Here is a 23030-nt window from a genome sequence, read left to right on the forward strand (position 1 = left end):
GGTCTGCTTACGTTTTCCGGCATATTCGGCATCGGCGAAGGACATCTGTTTCATCGGGGTTCAACCGCTCAGTTTGTGCGAGGTGCGTATTTCACCAAATCTGGATGTCTTTTTCAGAGTTTCCTTAGGGTATTCATTGACTGGCTTGGGTACGGTGTATTGTAAAGGTGCTTGTAACTTGTCGACGGGTATACGCAAATCACCATCAGGTAAAGTTTGTGCCAAAAGCTTAGGGGGCAGAGCGTCAGAAAGAACACTACCACCCGTACCGAGTTTTTCTTGAAGCACTGCCATTCTGGACAATTTCGCCTGTTCAACTTTAGCATTCATGTTCGCCATCTCCATTGCATTCACAATTAATTGCGACACGACCCCAAGAAGCTATCAGCCTCTTCGTACGCTTTTGCTCGCCACTCTTGATATCCATGCCGAACTCAAGGCCCGCATGGAAGATCATCTCCACTTATAATCCTGTCTATTTTCACCAATGCAACTTTTGAACTTCCTACAAGCTTAGTGCCGCGAAATACTTGATAAATAACCGTAGCGGAGTCATTGTCCACCATCGGCTTTACATGAGTTCCGTAAGGTTCAATGACCAAGGAATATCCTTCACGTATGTCTTGATCGCTTAACGATAAGCGGATGACACTCTTTCGAGCGCTGTCGATTTCCGGGCCACTTCCATTCAGTGTTGAATAACCCCGCCAGAGTACTTCGCATCGATCACCGACCTTGAACCCCTGAAGCGCTGGAATCTCGACTTTTACCCCCTCCCACAATGGAGGATTCGTTGCACAATTCAGATACCCCCACAAGTTGGCATGGGGAAACACGGCTTCCTTAAGATCTACCGGGACAGGTGTATGATCAATAGTCAGGCGCCGCTTATAGGACTCCGATGGATTTCCAGCGCTGTTGACCAGCTCATACCACAACTCACCCGCACCATTATTTTTAAGATACTCCGGGCCAATTCGGATAATGAATTCGGGTCTCATATCCTCTGGCTTGTAGGTGTTAGGTATTCTTACCTGGGTTTGCTCAGTCTGCACAAACCAGACCGTCAGGGTATCTTCTTCAACCGGATCCTTCGCCGGTTCAGGCCATAAAGGAACAACTACTTCAATACCAGTCAGCAGTAATGGAGGTGGAATATGGCCCTCCGGGTCAACATCTGCATCGGGTACGCCGATAACTTTCGGTGGATCGTATATCAGAGGTTTATTAACCACCATGTCGGAAATCCTTCTCGCGCTCGTAGGATTACTCTGCTGTGCTGAAAGCAATCGCTTGCATGAATTAAGCACCGGGTTTGGAAGTCTGGCTACTGTCATATATGACAGGTATAGCGACCGCTCGTCGGGTTGATCATGCTCCTTCCTACTTTTCTGGCTTGACGCATTCTTGGGAATGATGTCTTCTGAAACCGGTTTCACAGCCAATTCCAATAATAAGGTTCAGCCACCATGAACGACTTCTCCGCCGCCCAACGCAGCCGCGTCACCATGCTCGACGTCGCCGAACACGCCAAGGTCTCCAAAGCCAGCGTCTCGCGCTTCATCGGCGATGACCGTGCCCTGCTCTCCGATGCCATCGCCCTGCGCATCGAGCAGGCAATCGCCGAACTGGGCTATCGCCCGAACCAGATGGCCCGCGGTCTGAAACGCGGGCGCACTCGCCTGATCGGCATGCTGGTGGCCGATATCCGTAACCCTTATTCGATTGCCGTGATGCACGGGGTCGAAACCGCCTGCCGTCAGCACGGCTACAGCCTGGTGGTGTGCAACACCGACCGCGATGACGAGCAGGAACGCCAGCACCTGGCCCTGCTGCGCTCTTACAACATCGAAGGGCTGATCGTGAACACCCTCGGTCATCACCGCGAAGAATTGCGCGAGCTGCACTGGGAAATGCCGCTGGTGTTGGTAGATCGCAAGGTCGAGCAGCTGGAGAGTGATCTGGTCGGGCTGGACAATCCTGCCGCCGTTGAAATGGCCCTCACCCATTTGCAAGAACGCGGCTATCGCGACGTGCTGCTGGTCACTGAACCCTATGACGGCACCAGTTCGCGGATCGAGCGGGTCAGCAGTTTCAAGGCGCAGATCGAACAACGCCCGACCCTGCGCGGCACCCTCCTCGAAACCGGCGGTGAACTGACCAGAAAACTGAAAACCTTCCTCGAAACGCCTGGCCCCGGCCCGAAAGCGCTGTTCTGCGCCAACGGCATTGCTGCGCTGGCCAGTACCCATTCATTGCGAGAACTGAAGTGCAATCTGTTCGAGGACGTCGGTCTGATCGCCCTCGATGACCTGGATTGGTATCCGTTGGTAGGCAGCGGCATCACCGCCCTCGCCCAACCGACGGCCGAGATTGGCGCCAGTGCGTTCGAGTGTTTGCTCACGCGTTTGCGCGGTGATGACGGGCCGGTGCGGACCCTGGATTTTTCGGCGCGGTTGATTGTGCGTGGGTCGACAAAAATCGCCACTTGAGTCAGCAGCCCTATTTTTTTGAACAAAAATGAAACCGGTTTCAGAGGTATACAACAATGAATAAACCAGCCGTTTCCATCAGCCTGTCGAGCTACGGCGCCGACCTTGTTCGCGAACGCGGCCAGGGATCCTTTATTGAAGTGTTGGCTGCCGCGGGCGCCACGCGCATCGAATGGCGCGAAGAACTGCTGACCGTCGAAGACCCCGCGCAACTGGCTGACGCGACTCAGGCCCAAGGCCTCGAAAGCGTGTATTCCTCACCGATGGAATTGTGGCTGGCCGGCCAGTCCAAACCCAATCCCGAACTGAGCAGCGCACTGCAGCGCGCCCAGGCATTCGGTGCCAACTGGCTGAAAGTGTCTCTGGGTTATTTCACCGACAACAGCGACCTCCAGACTCTGGGCCGCGTACTGGACAAAAGTGCTGTGCAATTGCTGGTGGAAAACGATCAAACCTTGCACGGTGGCCGCATCGAACCGTTCCAGCGCTTTTTCGCTGAAGTCGAGCAACACAGCCTGCCAGTCAAAATGACTTTCGATATCGGCAACTGGCATTGGCAAGACCAGTCCGCCGCCAGCGCCGCGCGGTTGCTCGGTCGCCACGTCGGCTATGTGCACTGCAAAGCCGTGACGCGCCGGGCCGATGGCAAACTGGTCGCCATACCGCCGGCCGCCAGTGACTTGCATCTGTGGGAACAACTGCTGCGGCACATGGCCCGGGGCGTTATGCGAGCGGCGGAATATCCGCTGCAAGGCGACGACCTGGTGCAGTTGACCACCGAGCACGTCGCCACCCTCGCCCGCCTCGGTCAAACCCGATTGGAGAGCGCTCATGTCTGAGATCGATATCCTGTCGTTCGGCGAAACCATGGCGATGTTCGTCGCCGAGCAGAACGGCGACCTGGCCGACGTCGGCCACTTCCACAAACGCATTGCCGGGGCTGACAGCAATGTCGCCATTGGCTTGTCGCGGTTGGGTTTTAATGTGGCCTGGTTGAGCCGGGTGGGCGCTGATTCGCTGGGACGGTTCGTGATCGACACCCTGGAAAAAGAAGGTCTGGATTGCAGCAACGTCGCCATCGACACCGCACACCCCACCGGTTTTCAACTCAAGTCGCGCACCGACGACGGCAGCGATCCTATGGTCGAGTACTTCCGCCGTGGGTCGGCGGCGAGCCATCTGTCGCGGCAGTCGATCGCGCCTGAATTACTGAACGCCCGGCACTTGCACGCCACCGGCATTCCCCCTGCGCTGTCCGAAACGGCCCGGGAAATGTCTTTCGAGTTAATGACCCGCATGCGTGATGCCGGGCGCAGCGTGTCCTTCGACCCGAACCTGCGTCCGAGCCTGTGGGCCAGCGAGCAACGGATGATTACCGAGATCAACCGCCTCGCCGCCCTCGCCCATTGGGTGCTGCCGGGGCTGAGTGAAGGCCGCTTGCTGACCGGTTTTGAAGACCCGGCCGACATCGCGGCGTTTTACCTCGATCAGGGCGCTGAAGCCGTGGCGATCAAACTGGGCTCGCACGGTGCGTATTACCGCACCCATCTGGATCAGGGTTTCGTGGCGGGCGTGCCGGTGGAAACGGTGGTCGACACCGTCGGTGCCGGCGATGGATTTGCCGTCGGCATGATCAGCGCCCTGCTGGAAAACCACAGCGTTGCCGACGCTGTGAAGCGTGCCAACTGGATTGGCAGCCGCGCGGTGCAGAGCCGTGGGGATATGGAGGGGTTGCCTGATCGCCTCGAAATGTCTGCCGAATTTGAGGCCGCCATTCGCGAGCAAGCCCGCTCCCACATTCAATCGGATTCGCCCTCCCATTCTGTGTACGACACAGATTCAAATGTGGGAGCGGGCTTGCTCGCGAAGAGGTCCGCACAGTCACTGAAGATCTAACCGTTACCTGCTGCGACAAAAACAACAAGCTCAGGAGCACCACTATGAAAACCGCAACACTCGCCGCCCGCCGCTGGTGGTACATCATGCCCATCGTGTTCATCACCTACAGCCTGGCGTACCTGGACCGCGCCAACTACGGGTTCGCTGCCGCCTCCGGGATGGCCGCCGATCTGATGATCACGCCGGGCCTGTCGTCGATGCTCGGCGCGCTGTTCTTCCTCGGCTACTTCTTCTTCCAGGTGCCGGGCGCGATCTACGCCCAGAAGCACAGCGTAAAGAAGCTGATTTTCGTCAGCCTGATTCTCTGGGGTGGTTTGGCCACGTTGACCGGGATCGTCTCCAACGCCTACTGGCTGGTCGTGATTCGCTTCATGCTCGGCGTGGTCGAAGCCGCGGTGATGCCGGCGATGCTGGTGTACCTGTGCCACTGGTTCACCCGTGCCGAACGCTCGCGCGCCAACACGTTCCTGATCCTCGGCAACCCGGTGACCATGCTCTGGATGTCGGTGGTGTCGGGCTATCTGGTGCAGCATTTCAGCTGGCGCTGGATGTTCATCATCGAAGGTTTGCCGGCGGTGCTTTGGGCATTTATCTGGTGGCGTCTGGCCGATGATCGTCCCGCTCAAGCCAAATGGCTGAGCGATCAAGAGAAGCAGGATCTGCAAAGCGCCCTGGCGGCCGAACAGGTCGGTATCAAAGCGGTGAAGAACTACGCCGAAGCCTTCCGCTCGCCGAAAGTGATCATCCTGGCCCTGCAGTTTTTCTGCTGGAGCATTGGGGTCTACGGTTTCGTGCTGTGGCTGCCGTCGATCCTCAAGGCCGGCGCGCAAATGGACATGATCGAGGCCGGCTGGCTTTCGGCGCTGCCATATCTGGCGGCGGTGATCGGCATGCTGCTGGTGTCCTGGGGCTCGGACAAATTGCAGAAGCGCAAACGCTTTGTCTGGCCGCCACTGCTGATCGCTTCCAATGCTTCTGGACCCTAGCTAACCGTTAGTTATGATTTTACCTATATAATTCAATAACTTAATACTTGTAACTATTTTGTATCTGTCCAACGCACCTTACGTGATTAAGCGAGCATCTGCTTGTGCGGCACTAACTCGGGCAGTTTCACCCGACCGCTGCGTCCGCAAGCCGGATAGGCAGATATCTGAATGCATGCTACATAACCCATCGCCAAGATGGAGCCGTGTCATCAAACGAATTTAAGGGAGCAAGGGAATGCAATTTGTTGCTAATGGGCCAGACATACCCGATGAGCTTTTGCAGTCTCATGAGGAAGGTCGCGTGGTGTTTTTCTGCGGCGCCGGTATTTCCCGCCCAGCTGGGCTGCCAGACTTCAAGGGGCTGGTGGAACAGATCTATCGGTTGACTGGCACGACGCTCTCAGCCATCAAGCAGGAGGCATTCGGCCGAGGCCAGTTCGACGCTACGCTCGACTTGCTGGAACGGTGCTTGCCGGGGCAGCGCCTCGCCGTCCGGCAAGCCTTGGCGCAAGCCCTGAAGCCCAAGTTGCGTCGCAAAGGTGCGACAGATACCCATGCAGCCTTGCTGAGATTGGCCCGCAGCCGCGAAGGGACGTTGCGCCTCATGACCACCAACTTCGACCGAGTGTTCGACACGGCAGCCAAACGCACAGGGCAAACGTTCCAGGCATATTCAGCACCGATGCTACCCATTCCGAAGAACAGTCGCTGGAACGGGCTGGTCTACCTGCACGGCCTACTATCGAACAAGGCAGATGATACGGCATTGAACCGGCTGGTGATGACAAGTGGTGATTTCGGTCTGGCATACCTCACGGAACGTTGGGCAGCTCGCTTCGTGGGGAGCCCGCAGAGTTCGGAAAAAATCGTACGCTAAGCTTTGCTCGTAGCGGCTATAGGACTAGTCGATGGGGATAAACGGAGAGCGAGTTGACGCCAAGATTGCGCACCGTCCTCATTACGCCATGGGTGGTGCGAATTGGCGAGGATGCCGTGACCCAGAACTTCCCGTCACCTAAAGAGCGGGCTGGTCGGCATCGGCGTAGCCACAGAATCTCGCCAACATGACAGAAGACATCATTGACCTTTTCCTCTAAAGCGTTAAAATTTTAGTGAATTACCCTAATTTTATCGGCTTGGTATGCAAAACATGTACGATTCAGATCAGCTCGTAACCCGAGTGAGCTCTGACAATTGCTTGCGATGAAGCGTTGTTCAGAGCCTGATCAGGAGCTTTAGCCTCCTTACATTCATCGCCACGATACTCGTATGCCTCGTCTATAAAGATGAAGGCAGATACGTATGTGGCGATTAAGTCAGGGCCGTGGATGATAATTCATCCACGGCCCTTTTCGTTTAAGTTGCCTAAAGGCAGCTTCATAAAGCGAGCAGGGCTTTCCCTTGCTCGCTTTTTTTTGCCTCATTTTTGAGGTGATCTCAATTACTTTCGGAGTTCAACATGTCTCAAAACATCTACGACAATCAGGCCTTTTTCGACGGTTATGCCCAACTGCCACGCTCTCAGTTCGGTTTAGAAGCCGCCCCCGAGTGGGCCTCTATTCAGACTATGCTCCCGGATCTTTCCGGAAAACGGATCATCGATCTAGGCTGTGGCTACGGTTGGTTTTGCCGCAGTGCGCGAGCAGCAGGAGCCGCCGAGGTACTTGGCGTTGACTTGTCTGAAAAAATGCTGACCCGGGCACGGGAACTCACCAATGACAACGGCATCAGCTACCAACGCGGCGACCTCGAACAGCTCGCACTGCCGAGCCAAGCGTTCAACCTAGTGTACAGCCAATTGACTCTGCATTACCTTCCTGACCTCGCTCCGTTATTTGCCGCCATCTATCAGGCGTCGCAACCAGGTGGCTGGTTTGTCTTTACGACTGAGCACCCGATCTACACCTGTCCGGTACGTCAGGGCTGGCTCACCGATGATGAAGGTCAGCGGTCGTGGGCGCTCAACAATTATCAAAACGAAGGTAAGCGCGTCAGCAACTGGCTGGCTGACGGGGTGGTAAAATACCACCGGACCTTGGGCACCACACTGAACGCGCTGATGGCTGCTGGTTTTGCTATTCGCCATGTCAATGAATGGGGACCAACAGCGGATCAGATCGAAGCAAACCCGGCGCTAGCCGAAGAAACGGAGCGCCCCATGATGGTATTGGTTTCTGCGCAACGATAAGACCATAACCACGCCTTATCGAGGAGCCACCATGGTCTGGGCCCGGAACGTCACACTGTTCTTCCTCGCATTTCTTGTCGGCGCTGATGAACTACTGCTCGGGGCCATTCTCACACCCATTGGCAACGACTTGTCCGTGAGGCCGGAAAGCGTGACGTTCTTTGTCACGGCCTACAGCTTGGCCAACGCGGCTTGTGCGTTCTTCTTCGGCGTGTTGTCGGACCGTTGTGGAAGAATGAGAATTCTCATCCCGGCGTCAATTCTCTTCGCTGCAGCCTCTATTGGGACTGGCCTCGCTGCGACGTTTGAGATGGCGCTGTTCTTTCGCGTGCTGACCGGCGCGGCGAGCGCCGGGATGCTACCGGTTGCCTTTGCGATCGCCAGCGATGCAGGTGGCAACAACGCTGAGCGTCGCATAGCCTTCGTTTCGGCCGGTTTGACGCTTGGCATCATCATGAGTCCTGGCTTGAGGGCGCTACTGACCGCGCTGTTCTCCTGGCGGGTAGCCTTTGCCGCGCTTGGCATTGCGGCTGTGCCTTTTACGGCGCTGGCGTTCGTGACCAAATCACAACCGCATTCGGTAGCCGTTGTCACGCAGCCGATGCTCAAGGCTCCCTTGCTTGTACCCGGGGCCATGGGGGCTCTGCACCCAACGCCATACCTGGACCGCTGATACGAACCTTGTGGCGCCTGCTCCTGAGCGGGCGGGTAAAGTCGCCGTGGTGCGAACTGGACTTGTACCGCTGGAAAGATCGCTTGAAGCGGGACGGGCTGACAGCCACGTTGCGACTCGAACTCCGTGAGGTGCTTGCGCCCAAGGTTACATTGAAGAAGCCATTCCGCTGGAGCGAAGAATCAGGTGGTGTAGTGCATTACGCACGGATCAAAAAATAATGGCAGCCGCACATTTGCCGTTGCGCAGTTTCCTGCTGAACAGCGGCTCTGAGCGCCAAAGCGCCCGCGATCGGACCTAACTATGGGGTATTAAATATAGTCACCCGCGTCCTTCCTCAGAACCATGCATGCTAGCTAAGAGGCCCCGTGTTCAATGCGGGAATGTGTGGCAGACCCACAATCGGACTTGATTATGGGGTATGCGCCCCTCCTCCGAACTGTTCAATACCTGCTGAGGCGCATGTTCAATTGGAGGATGTGTAGCGCGCTGGCCCGTCACATCCAGGAAACTTAAAGGGCCAGCTCTGACCTACTTCCAAGAGTCGTACGGCACACCAAACTTCTGGACATAGGCTTTGGACACATCAGAGAGTGAGTCGTACTCACCGCCAGACTTACCTTCATACGGGCCACGCGGATCAATCACGGCTTGTACCGTAGTCACCTCGATCGGTGTCATGCAAGGACCGCCTACCCAGACTTTGGCGATTCCTCCGGGGACCAGCCTTATACCGATTGACTGACGATAGCCGGTGATCCATTTCCCATCAAATGCACAGAAAACCTTTTCCCCCTTACGCATGATCTCCCGAGTAGCCTCGGGGATTTTAATCACCATCAGGTAGGTTTGCGGTTCGACCAGCGATTGCCAACGGACATAGATCTGTTTGGGCAAGTCGGCCCCTGTTACATGCTTACCGCTGCCGATGGCTATTTTTTTTGGCCAACCTCGCGGATCGCCGGAATTGTTGGGAGGCTTTAACATGGAGGCAACTCCACTCATCGCACTTGGATATATGTGGTCCTGAATATCGACGACATCGGCTGTTTCGATCCAAACTTCCATGTAAGCGGGGGCCGAGAACCCTAGGTACCAGGATTTGTAAGGCATTGACTGGCTGTTGGCGAATGTGCAGCCACTGAGCAGGAAGGCGGCAAGAGCGACACGTATAAAATTACTCATTCGGATGCACCGTGCGCACAGAGTTTTCGTCTGGTCGATTAATGAAGACGATGTTCAGGTCGCTATTGTTGCGATTTTTAGCGGCGTTCCAGTTATCGGAGATATGAACATAACGCTGGAACAGCAGTTCCTCCTCCTGCGAGGTTAGCCCAGCTGTTTTGCTTTTCCCCTGAGCGTAGGCCATCAGTTTTTCGGAGATGGGAACGAGGTCCGCGGGTAACGCAAGTCGCGGATTTTTTTCGGGGATCTGTCGAAAAGGCACTCCATTTTCCACGGCCAGTTCGCGCATGATCCGAAAGTAGATCAAGGACAAATCACTGCGGACTTCGCGCTGGCTGCTGACTGCTGCATACACGTATTTCATGTTTTTGCGGTTGTCTTTGTCGGTGCTACGAAACGGCACCTCCCACGTCCGGATCTCCAACGAAAGATTATATTGGGCCAGTTGATCTTGAAGCCGACTTAAGTCTTGCTGGGCACGTTTGTAACTGTTGGCTTCAGCGAAAGACGTCCTTTCTTCGACCGCGCTTTGACGCGGTTTACTGAGCAGGATGCGCTCCATTGCTTTAGGTAAATAACCACCACCCAGGTCCGAATGCACACCAGGCAGGACAATATCGGCCGATCCGAGACTGTTGAGGGCAAAGTTATAACGGCGTTCATTTCGAGCGACCAATTGGACGACTTTCTTAGCCGCGTCTGGCGCCAGATGGATATTGATCCCTGGGTTATAAGCGTTATTACCAGTCCAGTCCCCCACCAGCGGATTGGCAATGGCCGCGACGGTGTCGTAAACGCCAATGAAATTTATGGACACATCGGTATGCGGCTTCCAGGCAAAGCTGTCCGCTAACCCGGGAGTACCAGCGGGGATCGCTTTAGCCAGAATGCTTCCTTCGCCCTTGAGGACTTCATTGGCAAAGTCCCTTGCCGCTGCGGACCCACGGCTGAAGCCAAAAATGTCGAACTCGATTTTCGCCACGCGCTTATCGGGATTGTTCTCTTGAAAGGGTCGGATCTGCTCAACAATTAGCTTTGGAGTCTCTTCAACCCGTGCCCTGACGCCCTGCACGCCTATACCGGTGCCTTGCGAAAAGGTGGAGTCCTCTGCGGTACTGCTGGTGCCGATGCCATCCACATAAACTCGCAGGCTTGCTGATTTGGCATCGATGGGCGATGTTTCATCCACTTGGGTATCATAAAGGTCATACAACCTAGCGACGTTGCTGACATCATTGCCATAACTGTTGTCCGGGCTGCTTCCCTTACCGTCATAACCGTAAGCGGCGCAGTACTGACGGATATCCTCGGCCATGTCTTCCAGGTTTACATCCGGCGCAAAGCAGCCAAACACCCGCTCACTGTTGTTGCGGTTGTTGCCCGTCCCATCGAAGAACACCCCAACCCGTAAGGTGATGTCTTCCAGCTCGACCTCTTCTTCCTCTTCCTCAAGCTCTTCTTCCACCGTAGGTGGTGTCGAGTCAGGGGCGACACTGAGTCTCCCAACCGGTGGCGCACTCAACAGTTCTCCCGCAACGGCAGCGGCGGCGGCACCTGGGATTAATGGAGTGAGAATCTGGATACCCGTGCCGACGCCAGGAGCGCCCCCAGAATTGACCTTCACCTCCGCGCCACTGATCGTCACGCCACCGGCGTCCAGCTTGACGAAGCTCCCGCCAGCCTTGGCCGTCAGCTCCATGCCGACCTCGACCACAACCTTTTCCCCTGCGTTGTAGTGAATCTCCTGACCCGCCTCAACAAACTGCGCCGTCCCAACCTTTACATGCTGAGTCACGCCAACGGTGAGGTGATCATCCGCCCGGGTTTCGGTCTTGCGGTCGAGGTGTGTGATGCGATGTTCTTCAACCTTGAATTCGCTTAAAACATTGGCCTCGACCGTGTCGTGTCGCTCGTTGCCGACGCGAATCTTCTGGTCATGCTCGATGTTTTCATCCCAATCGCGCTGGGCATGCAGGTAGATCTGTTCCGCACCTTTTTTGTCTTCGATACGAAACTCGTTGTAACCCTTGCCACCTGGCGAGCTAAGCGTCTTGAACGTGCTGCGGGTCTTGTTCGCCGGCAGGTCGTAGGGGACGACATTTTCCTTGTGAAACAGGCAACCGGTGATCAGCGGTTGGTCGGGGTCGCCTTCGAGGAAGGTGACGAGCACTTCCATACCGACGCGCGGGATGGCGATGCCGCCGTAGGCGTTGCCGGCCCAGCCAGTGGCGACGCGCAACCAGCAGCTGGAGTTATCGTTGGTCTGACCGTCACGATCCCAATGGAACTGGACTTTGACACGCCCGTATTCGTCGCAATGGATTTCTTCACCCGGTGGGCCGGTGACGAAGGCCGTCTGGCTACCCAGAGCCTTGGGTTTTGGGTGCTCCAAGGCTGGGCGGTAATGTGCATCCCACGGCGTGGCGAGGAAGCGATTACGGTAGCCTTGGTGAAAATCGTCTTTGCTGTGGGTGACATCGCTGGTGATGTTCTCGCCGAGCACTTGCGGCTGTTTGCCTTCGTGAATCACTTCCAGCAGCAACCAGAGGTCGTTCCACTCGGCGCGCGGATGCTCGCTCAGGGCCAGGAAGTGGCCGCTGACCAGCATCGGCTCGTCGCCTTTGCCTTCGGCGAGCTGGTAGTCGCTGCGATGGCGTTCCAGGGCGCGGGTTGCCAGTTGCTTGCCGCGTTCGCGGTCGGTGAAGCGGCCGGGGTAGTCGTAGTCTTCCAGGTCCGGGGCGAACGCGCTTTTGGCGGCGCCCTCGGGCAGGATGCGCGGTTTCTCGAAGTCGTAATCGCGGCGGCTGACGCGGGTAGTGCGGGTTTCCAGGCGCAGGTTGAAGCGCTTGATCACCGGTTTCTCGGCGGCCATGCCGGAGTCTTGCTGGTAGGCCACGGGCGCGAGTTTGCGGAACACCGTCTGGTCGTCGCCGAACACCAGTTTGTGACCGCTGGCACTGTGCTGGAAGTGGAAGTGAATGCCTTCTTCTTCGCACAGCCGCTGGATGAAATGCAGGTCGGATTCGTCGTACTGCACGCAGTAATCGCGTTCCGGATAAATCGCGCCGAGCTGGAAGCTGTAGGCGTCGGCCAGGATGCCACGGGCTTCGAGGACCTGGGCGATGATCTTCGGCACGGTCAGATGCTGGAAGATTTGTTGGTCATGGTTGTGGCGCAGGTAGGCCAGTTGCGGCACGAGGCTGATGCTGTAGCGGGTCAGGCTTTTGCCGGAGTCGCCTTGCTCGATGCGATAGACCAGACCGTGGACAAGGCCTTTGCCGGTGGCGCCGAAGGTCAGGCAGCCGCGCTTGTGCAGCAACTCTTCGAGTTTCAGGTCGGGGCGGGTGCTGACCAGTTCGATGTCAAAGCAGAAGGGCTGATTGAGGGCTTCACGACCAACAAAACTGAGTACCTGAAGGTCAACCGATACGCCCTCCAGCGTGAGGGAAATATGAGTTGCGTTTGCGTCCAGCATGCCTTGAATTCCATCCATTGAAACGATCTAGAATCTGGATGGTGCTGGAATATATCCATTATCTCAATGCAAAAATTGCCGTAGTAAAAAATCAGAACCAAATATAGAGAGCGAGAACTTTCGGAATTACAACTTTCCCGAGGGCAGATCTACTACCTTAAGGTCGCCCTGCTTTGCTTCTAAAGTACGAGTTTCCGCCATCAATACTTCGTTAATCGAGGCGAGGTTGGCAATCTTTACGCATAGCGCCTCATTCTCTTGGCGGAGCATTCGATTTTTCTCGCGCTCAGCCAAAAAATCTTGATGTTTCACATCTCGCTGAGCACGACTTGAACGCCCCTGAGCTTCGCGGATCGCCTCAGCGACAGTTGGGTAGTGATTGTGAATCAGAGCGGTTGAAACACCCGCTTCACGCGCCACCGCGGCGATAGTGACCTTGGATTCGCCGCTATGCGCCCGACCGCGCAGGATGCGTGCAAGTGCGAGTTGCAAATCCCGCTCGCGGGCGTCTGAGGGCTTGCGTTTAATGGTCATGCTACGTTCTCCTCCGGGTCGTATCCAAGCTGCATAAGCACGTCACGACAGCGATCAAAATCACGCAATACGCGCTGTCGGCCACCGTCGCCAATGTCGTTGCAATCCAACAACCTTTTCAGGTTGTCGTAAAGGCGCTGGTAGATACCAACGTGTGCACCTCCAATCACCGCGTTGTTGCAGTCGCCGCAGCGCGTTCGCTCCATGGTGTTGCCGACGCAACGATCATCGTCGGCGGTACACCAGGCATGACCATTACTGCGAATCGCGGTGCTCTGAGCAATCGAGGTCACCATTGAGGCGTGGCTCTTGAAGATCGCGAGGTTCGCCGAATCGCGCTGCCAATGCTTGATTGATCGACCGTAGCCGCCAGTCAGTGGTGTGTCCCCCAGCCAAGTGCCGACGACCTCGGACTTGATGTCTTCGAGTTCTGACTGTATGTCTTCGTACAGTTCGATATCGAGATGCTGCCCCCAATCTTGATCCATGGCGTAGCCCAAGGTCATGTCCATGGACCAGTGTGCGAAATGCTCACGCAGGTAACGCAGGTCGCCGAATTGACTGTGTGCTGCATAGTTGGCGAATTTACGACGAAATTGATGGCTGGCTAAGATCCAGTTCAGACCACAGCTCTTCGCGAACGCTTTGAGGCACATGTTCCATGCCGAACCCGAGAGGGTACGAACTTGATTACGCTTCGTGGCAGCCACCCCGAGAAAGAGAGCATGCTGATGCTTCTGTGCCGTGGCGATTTGCGGATCACTCAAATTAAGCTTTCTTCGCTCGGAGATCTCAGCATCGATCATAGCCTGGTACGGCGCGGCCCAGCGTTCCATTAGGCGCAACACATGCACAGCAATTTCTGGAATCATCCAGTCGTGCACGCCGGTATCGGTTTTTTCCGACGTGGAGCGCAGCCAGTGGAAGACCGTGCCTTCATCGTCTTCCGTACGGTGGTGCGCGCCAGATTTTACGTTGGCCAACTCATGATTCCGGCAACCGGAGGTGCTGGCCAGAACGATATAGGAGGCGGTTCTCAAATCTTTAATCGCTTGATTGAATGCCTCAAGCCCGCCTTCCCACCCAAGAGCCGTCAGCTGGCGAACCTTATGCTCCTGAATTGATCTGGTCACCTGTCCCTTGCGTGCTACAGCGACGCTATCGAGGGTGTCGCGCAGATCGAGCAGACGCTCACCATGCTGAACCTGTTCATAGGCCTTCTCGAACAAAGTACAAAACACCTCATCTGGTATCAACGGCGTTTTGCCGGCCTCACTGTTGAGGGAGGCTCTACCGGCCAAGGCTCTCGCCGATGTATCAGGCCAGGGATGTCTTGGGATTGGGTCGTTGGTGTACTGACTGAGTTCATGAAGCGCCTCGACTGACATAAAACGACGTTCAAGGGCCGCCGGAGACAGCGCCTGCCCCCGATTGCGGCGCGTCTGTCGGATCTCCCTGCACTCGGCGACGTAATTTGCACAGATCATGGGCGTTACAGCGCCGAAGTGACCGAGCTTAAGCGCGCTTAAATACCGCAGAAAGGGCAATACATTTTCAAAAACATTGCGCAAAGTACTTGCCACGGGACGCTTCTGCCCTGCGCGACCGCGTCGTAGGTAGCGATACAAGAGGGACTTCATCACCGCTAAAAACGCAGCGGGTACTCGATTGAAGTCCAAGTTCCTCATGTTGTCCGGTACATTGCTCGTCAACCCTTCGAGCTGCCAAATATTATCGCGATAGCGACTGCGAATGACCCAGCGGCCATCAACATGAATGGCGCTGACAATGAGTGCTTCACGGTCGCTCTCGGGCAACTCACGTATATCCCCTGGCTGTAGTTCGATACTTGCCCAGGGCAACATGGTCACATTGCTTTTGCTCATGCAAACATCTCCAGACTTTCCACTACATCGGACGACCAAAACGGGTGCGGATCGCGGCGAGCCTGCTCGCGAGCAGCTTCAACGGCGGCCGATTTGAAGGTTCCACGCCGCAGCCCTTCAGCCACGATATAGTCTTCAATCAATCGAGGGATATGCGCGTATTCCTGCGCCCAACGTCGCTTGTTCATGCGGGTACGCTCCGCAAACACACGGAAGTAAAAACTAAATAGCCGGTGCAAATCGTCTCCCGTGACCGCGTAATGTTTGCATCGCAGACAGTTGAGGAATGAGAAGCACGCTTCCCCCTCACGTTTTGGCGCATATTGGCCGTTCACCGGATCACCACAGCGCCCCATTGGGGTAGTTTTGTAAGTAGCGCCAATAGTCCGGCTTAGTAATTCCTGAACCATTATCTCGCCCATAAACTGCCAGTTGCGCCTCGCGTCTGCGCTAGGTGCCAAGTAATTTCGCCCGGCCACCTGTGGTGTGTTACCAAGCGCGATGGCCGTGGTCATCAGGTCACCCGCGAGCAATTCGAATATTCGGTTGGCAAACGTTTTACGTAGTCGAGAGATATTGATGCGCAGCGGCTGACCATCCGTATCGACGAGTCCATAATCAGTCACCAATTTTTTGGCCGCTAGTTTCAGCGCTGAATCCGTCAGGACAATGACCGTGCCGACGCCTGGACCACGGTGCACGCGATACAGCCAAACGCAATCCTTGATGTCGTTCGGAGCCTCCGCACGCAGCGTTTCACTGTGAGCAAGGACACGGCGGATCAGACGTTCAATGTTGGTTTTGATGGTTGGGGTCGACTCCAGCCGACGCTCAGTGGCGCTCTCTGCGCGCAGAGCCACTTTACTGCTGCTGTGTCCGCGGCGCTTCCAGAGAACCAAAAAGACGCTGTTGTCTTTGGGGTGAGCGCGCAGGCAATCGTGCCCCATCTCCAGCAGCGGCGTGGCGTTACGCCCGGTGTGCAGCGCAACGGTCAACAAGGCATAAGCCAGTAGCTCACCAGTCACAAAGGTGTCTTCATTCCAGATTGGCAGGATCGCCTGTTTCAATGCTGAGGTGAACGCTTGTCGCTGGCGTTTCGGTAGGGGCGTTTCACCCTTACTCTTGCCACTGTTTGGGAACGGGTTTCGCGGAAATGTCGCATCGTCTCCTGTGGTGACCAACGAAATTATCCCTCTGCGGCCCAACGCGTGAAGGACGCACTTCATACCGGTGTAGTGAGTACTCTGGCTAAGCGTGGTAATGCCCAATCCAGCAAGGTAGCCAAGAAAATCGTCAATCAACGCACGATCGATGTCGTTCAGGGTCAACTCACGGCTGAGCGCGGTTGCACGCAAAATCATGTAATTGAGGAAGTGGCGTAAACCGCCTTTACAGAAGCTTGCTACGGAGCTCGCTTCGACCCCAGTGTCCTGCTGGGCTAGAAAGCGTTCCGTCTGTTGCTGGCAGGCATAGGTTATCGAATCGATACCCACGCCATACCAGAAAGCGAAGTCGATGCCGCGCGAGCGAGTGGCATTCCTTCCGAAGTCGACCCTTGTGCGGACAGGTGGAATCACCTCTGGGAGAACAATGACAGACCCGTTCGCGTCGTGACTATGCTCGACTTGCGGGATACTGAGGTCGGTCTTTAAGAAGATCTTGCGCTTCCCCATTAAACAACTCCCAAGTCGTCAGACAGTTCGTCGTCGTAAGCCAGCACGGCGTTGTCGGCCAGTTCATTGACCAAGTGCAGGTACACCATCGTCGTCTGGATCGAACTATGACCGAGCTGCCGCTGCACAAACACGAGCGGTTCCAGGCTGCTGCCATTGCGCTGAAGGGCGACCAGCGTATGGGTCGCGTAGGTGTGGCGAAGCATGTGCGTATGAACCTTGATCTCCGCACGCTTGCCAATTTCTCGGACAATGCGCTCGATGCGTTTACCATCATCGGCGTAGGGTTCACCAGACTGATTCAAGAACAGCGATTTGTGCTGAGTACGACTCAGTGACGCCCGTTCACCACGAACCTGCACGACATATCGGTGTAGATCCGCGAGAAAGCGTCGACTGATAAAAATGTCACGCGGTTTACTTCCCTTCGTGCGTATTCCATGACCATCGTGCGGATCAAGGCGAACCCGAATGTTGCGCTCGTGCCTGCCGGCTTTGTCCGGGTCGAAGACATACGCCAATGGAAATGAGGCGATTTCCGCCCGCCGCAGGCCCGTCTGAAGTCCAAGTCGAATCATCATTCGGTGATGCGGATTTTCCGCCGCCCCCAGCAACTCCTTAATATCATCCATGCTGAGGAACTTCGGCAGCACCCGATGCTGACGCGGCATGACGTCGTTCACCATTGCCTTTCCGCCGCTGGCATCGATGTGTGCCAGAAAGCCGGGAGCCCGCTTGATCTTCCGCTCCTCATAACCAAACGGCAGTCTGCTCACCCATTCCTGCTGCTGGGCATACTCATAGAACTTGCAGATATAGTGGAGTCGTTGCCGGGTTGTTGATCGGGCCAACTGACACTCCACTAGGCAGTAGTCCCGGTAACCGGCAACGACACTCTTGGCCTCGCCACGATCTACGTCGCGCCAGTCAAGGTCATGTGCCTGAAGAAAACTGAAAAAGTCGTAAAGTGCACGCCCCGTGCTTGGCCAAGATTTCCGCGACCCAATGGCTCCCCGCAATAGAAAGTGGCGCATGAACTCATTGGCAGGAACACAACTGTCCATGGTGTCCCAAAGCAAAATCGGAAAGCCCGGATGCGGACGACCGCCAATCACCAAAGACTCAGTAGCCCACAGAAGCTCCATCCATTCCCCCAGCCTATGACCTGAACTATTGATTCGATAATTACTTTCTAATTTATTGTTTATAAAACACTTATGTCCTAACGTTTATCAAGCCCCAGAAGATTGCGTTCTACGGTTCCTACGCCTTGGGCGCTGAACACTTCTGGTGGTCCTACACGCTGTTGGTGATCGCGGGCGCCTGCATGTACGCACCTTACGGACCGTTTTTCGCCATCGTCCCGGAAATCCTGCCGGCCAACGTCGCGGGTGGCGCCATGGCGCTGATCAACAGCATGGGCGCGCTCGGTTCGTTTGGCGGTTCGTATCTGGTGGGCTACTTGAACAGCTCAACCGGCTCGCCGGGTGCTTCTTATCTGTTGATGAGCGGCGCGTTGATGCTCTCGGTGGTGCTGACGATTCTCCTCAAGCCCGGCGCCAGTGACCGGGTCGTGGCCAAGGCCGTTGTGCAACGGTCGACGGCTGCTCATTCCTGAATTGAAGTTGAGATGATGACGATGAAAAAGCAGGTTGTGCTGTACAAGAAACTCTCGCCGCTGCTGATGGCTCGCCTGCACGAGCAGACCGAGGTGACGCTGATCGACAACCTCAATGCCGACGGCCTGGCAACGCTGCGCGAGGCCCTGCCCCGCGCCCACGGATTGCTCGGTGCAAGTCTGAAACTGGATGCCGGATTATTGGATCTGGCACCTGACCTGGAGGCCATCGCCAGCGTCTCCGTGGGGGTCGACAACTACGACATCGACTACCTGACCGAACGACGGATCCTGCTCAGCAACACCCCGGATGTGCTCACCGAAACCACGGCCGACACCGGTTTCGCGCTGATTCTGGCGACCGCCCGGCGCGTGGTGGAACTGGCGAACATGGTTCGCGCCGGTCAGTGGAAGCGCAATGTCGGTCCCGCGCAATTCGGTACCGATGTGCACGGTAAAACCCTGGGCATCATCGGTATGGGGCGGATCGGTGAGGCCTTGGCCCAGCGTGGGCATTTCGGGTTTGGCATGTCGGTTATCTACCACAGCCACTCGCCAAAACCGGCGGTGGAACAACGGTTCGACGCGCAATACCGAAGCTTGCCGGAGCTGTTGCAGCAGGCGGATTTCGTTTGCCTGACATTGCCGCTGACCGCTGAGACCGAAGGGTTGATCGGGGCCGAGCAGTTTGCCCTGATGCGCCCCGAAACCATCTTCATCAACATTTCACGGGGCAAGGTGGTGGACGAGGCGGCGCTGATTCAGGCCTTGCGTGACGGGCAGATTCGCGCTGCGGGGCTGGATGTGTTCGAACGCGAGCCGCTGAACCCTGACTCGCCGCTGTTGCAGCTGAACAACGTGGTGGCGACGCCGCACATTGGCTCGGCGACGCATGAAACGCGGGAGGCGATGGCCACGTGCGCGGTGGATAATCTACTGGCGGCGCTAGCGGGTGAGCGGCCGGCGAATCTGGTGAACGCCGGGGCGTGGAAGGCTTGATGGATTTGGCGTTTGTTAGATAGCTTTCGCGAGCAAGCCCGCTCCCACATTTGATCGCGGTCGAATGTGGGAGCGGGCTTGCTCGCGAAGGGGCCATCAAAGCGAGCACAACTTCAGGCCCGGCGCGCCTCCAGAAGGTCCGCCGCACACAACGCAATCCGCTGGCACGCATCCGCCAGCTTCAGCTGATCCACCACCAACCCCAGTCGAATATGCCCCGCCGCGCTCGGGCCGAACGCTTCACCCGCCAGCACCGACACGCCATAACCTTCCAGCAGCCGCTCGGCAAAACTCTGGGCACACAATCCGGTCTGGCGTACATCGATCATCACGAACATGCCGCCATCAGGCCGGATCGGCCGGATGCCCGGGCAATCACTCAGACTTGCGCACACCAGGTCGCGACGCTGGCGATACTCCTCGCGCATCAACGCCACTTCCGGCAGATCTTCATCCAGCGCCAATTGCGCGGCGTTCTGAATGAAATCCGGAATGCCAAACAGCATGCATAACGACAGGTGCACCAAGTGTTCGGCCAAGGGTTTGGGCCCGATCACCCAGCCCACACGCCAACCGCTCATGGCGTGGGATTTGGACAGACTATTGATGGTCGCGGTGCGCTCGGCCATGCCCGGCAGGCTCGCCGGGCTAATGTGCTCGCCTTCGTACAAGAGATCGCTGTAGACCTCGTCGCTGATCAGCCACAAGTCGTGACGAACACACAGTGATGCCAGTTCCTGCCAGACCATCAGCGGCAAACTGGCGCCGGAAGGATTGTTCGGACTGTTGAGCACGATGGCGCGGGTTTTAGGCGTGATCAGTGCCGCGACATCCGCCGGATCAACCCGAAAGCCGTTCTCGGGGCGCACCGCCACCGGCACCACTTTGGCCGCGCAGGCACCGAACACGCCTTCATAGGTCACGTACATCGGCTCGGCGACGATCACTTCATCGCCCGGGTCGAGCAGGCATTGCGCGACTGAATACACCGCACATTGCGCGCCCGGCAGCACGATCACATGATCGGCATCCACCGCTTGACCACTGCGACGTCGATGACGGTTGGCAATGCTACCGCGCAACCCTCGACTGCCACGTACTGACGGGTAGTGGGTGTCACCGGCCAGCAAGCTATCGATGCACGCCTGGACGATGGGCTGCGGCGTATCGAAGTCGGGATCGCCGATCGATAGCAACAGCACATCAACGCCCTGCTCAAGTAATTCCAGTGCTCGGTCATGAATCTGCCAGGCCGCAGCGCCGTCACCGGCGATTCGTTTGGTCAAGGCTGAATAGCGCATGTATTTCTCCAGTCGCGCGGGTTCCAAGCCACAACCCTATCTCAAATCACGAAACGCGCCACCATGGCATTTAAATCCACAGCCAGGCGCGACAGTTCGTGAGTGGCGGCGCTGGTCTGGTTGGCGCCAGCGGCGGACTGGGTGGCCAGGTCGCGGATGTTCACCAGGTTGCGGTCGACCTCGCGGGACACCTGGGCCTGTTCTTCCGACGCGCTGGCGATCACGAGGTTGCGTTCGTTGATCAATAGGATCGACTGAGTGATCTGCTCCAGCGCCACACCGGCGGCGCGGGCCATTTCCAGGGTGCTTTGGGTGCGTTGATTGCTTTGCTGCATTGAGGAGACCGCTTGGCCGGTGCCGTTCTGGATGCCGGCGACCATTTTTTCGATTTCCTGGGTCGATTGCGCGGTGCGATGGGCCAGCGCCCGGACCTCGTCGGCCACCACCGCAAAACCGCGCCCGGCTTCACCGGCACGGGCGGCTTCGATCGCGGCGTTCAGCGCCAGCAGGTTGGTCTGTTCGGCGATGGCGCGGATCACGTCCAGCACCTTGCCGATGTCGCGCCCCTGAGCGGCCAGGCCTTCGATCATCACCGAGGTGTTTTGCACATCGTGGGTCATGGTCTGGATCGCGCCGACAGTTTCCACCACACGGTCGCGACCTTCGCGGGCCGCCTGGGTCGACTGGTTTGAGGCTTCAGACGTCGACACCGCGTTGCGCGCCACTTCTTCCACGGCGGCGGTCATTTCGTTGACCGCGGTGGCGGCCTGTTCGATTTCGTTGTTCTGCTGTTGCAGACCGCGGGACGCTTCTTGGGTGACCGTGCTGAGTTCTTCAGCGGCGGCACCCAGTTGGGTGGCGGAACCGGCGATCTGTTCGATGGTTTTGCGCAGGTTGGTTTGCATCGTGGACAAGGCACCGAGCAAACGGGCCGGTTCGTCCTTGCCGTCGATGTCGATTATTTTAGTCAGGTTGCCGCCCGCAATGTTTTCGGCCGCCTGGAGCGCACGGTTGAGCGGCGTGACGATGCTGCGGGTCAGCAGCCAGGCCAGCAGCACGGTCATCAGCGCCGCAGTCACCGCCACTGCGATGATGCCGGTCACGGCGTTGCTGTAGTGCTCGCCCGCTTCGGTTGCGGCGGTTTTCGCATATGTGTTGTTGAACGCTACCAGTTTGTTCAGCTGCTCGCCCATCTGGTCCGTACCGTCCTTGATCCGGGTGTTGATCAGCGTGCGCATCTCATCGAGTTTGTTCTGCCGTGACAGCTCCAGCATCTGATTCTGGTCTTCCATATAGCTGTCCAGTGTTGTCGTGAACGTCTTGTACAGCGCGGCTTCTTCCGGGGTGGCCGGCAACGCTGCATAACTGGCTTGTGCGCTGCGAACCTTGTCGACCAGCACGCCGGTACGTGTCTGGGCTTCCTGCAACGCGTTCGGATCACGGTTGACCAACACCCGGAAAGAAAGAATGCGCAGGCGCAGGATGTTTTCCGTCAGGTTGCCGAGAAACACGATGCTGGGCAGCTGCGTGGTTGCCATGTCGATGGAGGCTTGGCGGATGGTCGTCATGCGGTTCACGGCAAACACACCCAGCACGATGACGAGCAAGGCAATGAAGGCAAAACCCAGGAAGGCTCGAGGCGCGATATTCAGATTACGCAGTGACATAGGATGATTCTCGGGTGATGGGACTACGAGCATCCTTGCGTGATCGCTGAATGGCGGGCGGCGGCGCACGCGCTTTCAGTTTGGCGCCACTGTTGGAATAGGTTTGTGTGCGCCTATTGGCTATATCGGCCGGGGATGAGGATTTTTGCGGGGAGTTGAGAAATATATTTCAGGTTTGGAACCGCCCCTCACCCAAACCCTCTCCCCAAAGGGTAGAGGGGACTGACCGAGGTGTGCGTATTCCTCCGGCGTATGAATATTGCCGCCAACAATCCCGAACCCATCCAGCGTCGGCGTACCCACACCCGCTGACAGGCTGGCATCCTGTAGTGGTCAACTAATTCCGGACACCTCGATAGGTGATTTTGACGCCATCGCCCGTTCGTAAACGGTCGGTGGCAGATATCCCAGTTTCGAGTGCAGCCGTTCGTTGTTGTAAAACCCAACGATG

At 56.9% G+C, this 23030-nt stretch carries 17 protein-coding genes and 3 pseudogenes; 9 read left to right on the forward strand and 11 right to left on the reverse strand.

All coding sequences use genetic code 11. From position 1 onward, the window contains the following. Positions 1-60 precede the first annotated feature (60 nt). Both FQ187_RS28175 and FQ187_RS28180 read right to left on the reverse strand, forming a co-directional pair. Positions 61-330: a hypothetical protein gene (locus FQ187_RS28175; protein ID WP_149631986.1), complete on the reverse strand. Its 270-nt coding sequence runs from the start codon at positions 328-330 to the stop codon at positions 61-63. 104 nt (positions 331-434) lie between these two features. Beyond that, entirely contained in the window at positions 435-1238 is an 804-nt protein-coding gene (locus FQ187_RS28180) for a hypothetical protein (RefSeq protein ID WP_149631987.1), read from the reverse strand. A gap of 231 nt (positions 1239-1469) precedes the next feature. Here FQ187_RS28180 and FQ187_RS28185 point away from each other — a divergent pair, with 231 nt between their 5' ends. The 7 genes and pseudogenes from FQ187_RS28185 (at position 1470) to FQ187_RS28215 (ending at position 8241) form a co-directional block, all read left to right on the forward strand. Then, positions 1470-2492, forward strand: a complete 1023-nt coding sequence (locus FQ187_RS28185; RefSeq protein WP_149631988.1) for a LacI family DNA-binding transcriptional regulator — start codon at positions 1470-1472, stop codon at positions 2490-2492. Between the two features lie 56 nt (positions 2493-2548). After that, complete coding sequence (locus FQ187_RS28190) at positions 2549-3331, forward strand: sugar phosphate isomerase/epimerase (RefSeq protein WP_149631989.1); 783 nt, start codon at positions 2549-2551, stop codon at positions 3329-3331. After that, the gene (locus tag FQ187_RS28195; protein ID WP_149631990.1) at positions 3324-4388 is read left to right on the forward strand and encodes a sugar kinase; all 1065 of its coding nucleotides are present in this window, start codon (positions 3324-3326) and stop codon (positions 4386-4388) included. Before FQ187_RS28190 ends, FQ187_RS28195 begins: the two co-directional genes overlap by 8 nt. 44 nt (positions 4389-4432) lie before the next feature. Then, a pseudogene (locus FQ187_RS28200) lies at positions 4433-5365 on the forward strand (MFS transporter); the annotation flags it as partial. A 250-nt stretch (positions 5366-5615) separates the two neighbouring features. Further along, the gene (locus FQ187_RS28205) at positions 5616-6257 is read left to right on the forward strand and encodes an SIR2 family protein (protein WP_256667474.1); all 642 of its coding nucleotides are present in this window, start codon (positions 5616-5618) and stop codon (positions 6255-6257) included. 582 nt (positions 6258-6839) lie between these two features. Further along, a complete protein-coding gene (locus FQ187_RS28210; protein ID WP_149631991.1) occupies positions 6840-7568 on the forward strand; it encodes a bifunctional 2-polyprenyl-6-hydroxyphenol methylase/3-demethylubiquinol 3-O-methyltransferase UbiG in 729 nt (242 codons plus the stop codon). A 31-nt stretch (positions 7569-7599) separates the two neighbouring features. Continuing rightward, positions 7600-8241, forward strand: a complete 642-nt coding sequence (locus FQ187_RS28215) for an MFS transporter (RefSeq protein ID WP_149631992.1) — start codon at positions 7600-7602, stop codon at positions 8239-8241. Between the two features lie 531 nt (positions 8242-8772). Here FQ187_RS28215 and FQ187_RS28225 read toward each other — a convergent pair. The 6 genes from FQ187_RS28225 to FQ187_RS28250 form a co-directional block, all read right to left on the reverse strand. Continuing rightward, the gene (locus FQ187_RS28225; RefSeq protein ID WP_149631993.1) at positions 8773-9426 is read right to left on the reverse strand and encodes a DUF2931 family protein; all 654 of its coding nucleotides are present in this window, start codon (positions 9424-9426) and stop codon (positions 8773-8775) included. Then, positions 9419-12901 carry a type VI secretion system tip protein TssI/VgrG gene (gene tssI, locus FQ187_RS28230; RefSeq protein WP_149631994.1) on the reverse strand — a complete coding sequence of 1161 codons (3483 nt, stop codon included), beginning with the start codon at positions 12899-12901 and terminating at the stop codon, positions 9419-9421. Before tssI ends, FQ187_RS28225 begins: the two co-directional genes overlap by 8 nt. Before the next feature lie 126 nt (positions 12902-13027). Next, a complete protein-coding gene (locus FQ187_RS28235; RefSeq protein WP_149631995.1) occupies positions 13028-13435 on the reverse strand; it encodes a TetR family transcriptional regulator in 408 nt (135 codons plus the stop codon). Beyond that, positions 13432-15321, reverse strand: a complete 1890-nt coding sequence (locus FQ187_RS28240) for an integrase (RefSeq protein WP_149631996.1) — start codon at positions 15319-15321, stop codon at positions 13432-13434. Before FQ187_RS28240 ends, FQ187_RS28235 begins: the two co-directional genes overlap by 4 nt. After that, positions 15318-16994 (reverse strand): hypothetical protein, encoded by a 1677-nt coding sequence (locus FQ187_RS28245; protein WP_149631997.1) that lies wholly within the window; start codon positions 16992-16994, stop codon positions 15318-15320. The genes FQ187_RS28240 and FQ187_RS28245 overlap by 4 nt, the downstream gene beginning before the upstream one ends. After that, positions 16994-18139, reverse strand: a complete 1146-nt coding sequence (locus tag FQ187_RS28250; protein WP_149631998.1) for a tyrosine-type recombinase/integrase — start codon at positions 18137-18139, stop codon at positions 16994-16996. Before FQ187_RS28250 ends, FQ187_RS28245 begins: the two co-directional genes overlap by 1 nt. A gap of 101 nt (positions 18140-18240) precedes the next feature. Between FQ187_RS28250 and FQ187_RS28255 the strand changes: the two are divergent. Together FQ187_RS28255 and FQ187_RS28260 are read left to right on the forward strand one after the other, a co-directional pair. Further along, positions 18241-18612 (forward strand): annotated as a pseudogene (locus FQ187_RS28255) (MFS transporter); the annotation flags it as partial. 21 nt (positions 18613-18633) lie between these two features. Beyond that, complete coding sequence (locus tag FQ187_RS28260; RefSeq protein WP_149631999.1) at positions 18634-19611, forward strand: D-glycerate dehydrogenase; 978 nt, start codon at positions 18634-18636, stop codon at positions 19609-19611. 113 nt (positions 19612-19724) lie between these two features. On the opposite strand, the gene FQ187_RS28265 is transcribed toward FQ187_RS28260, so the two are convergent. The 3 genes and pseudogenes from FQ187_RS28265 to FQ187_RS30645 form a co-directional block, all read right to left on the reverse strand. After that, the gene (locus FQ187_RS28265) at positions 19725-20912 is read right to left on the reverse strand and encodes a pyridoxal phosphate-dependent aminotransferase (RefSeq protein ID WP_149632000.1); all 1188 of its coding nucleotides are present in this window, start codon (positions 20910-20912) and stop codon (positions 19725-19727) included. 41 nt (positions 20913-20953) lie between these two features. Continuing rightward, positions 20954-22579, reverse strand: a complete 1626-nt coding sequence (locus tag FQ187_RS28270; protein WP_149632001.1) for a methyl-accepting chemotaxis protein — start codon at positions 22577-22579, stop codon at positions 20954-20956. A 120-nt stretch (positions 22580-22699) separates the two neighbouring features. Then, a pseudogene (locus FQ187_RS30645) lies at positions 22700-22903 on the reverse strand (hypothetical protein); the annotation flags it as partial. Positions 22904-23030 lie beyond the last annotated feature (127 nt).

Origin of the sequence: Pseudomonas sp. ANT_J28 (assembly GCF_008370005.1) — a bacterium.
In the GTDB taxonomy this organism is placed as follows: Bacteria; Pseudomonadota; Gammaproteobacteria; order Pseudomonadales; family Pseudomonadaceae; genus Aquipseudomonas; species Aquipseudomonas frigoris.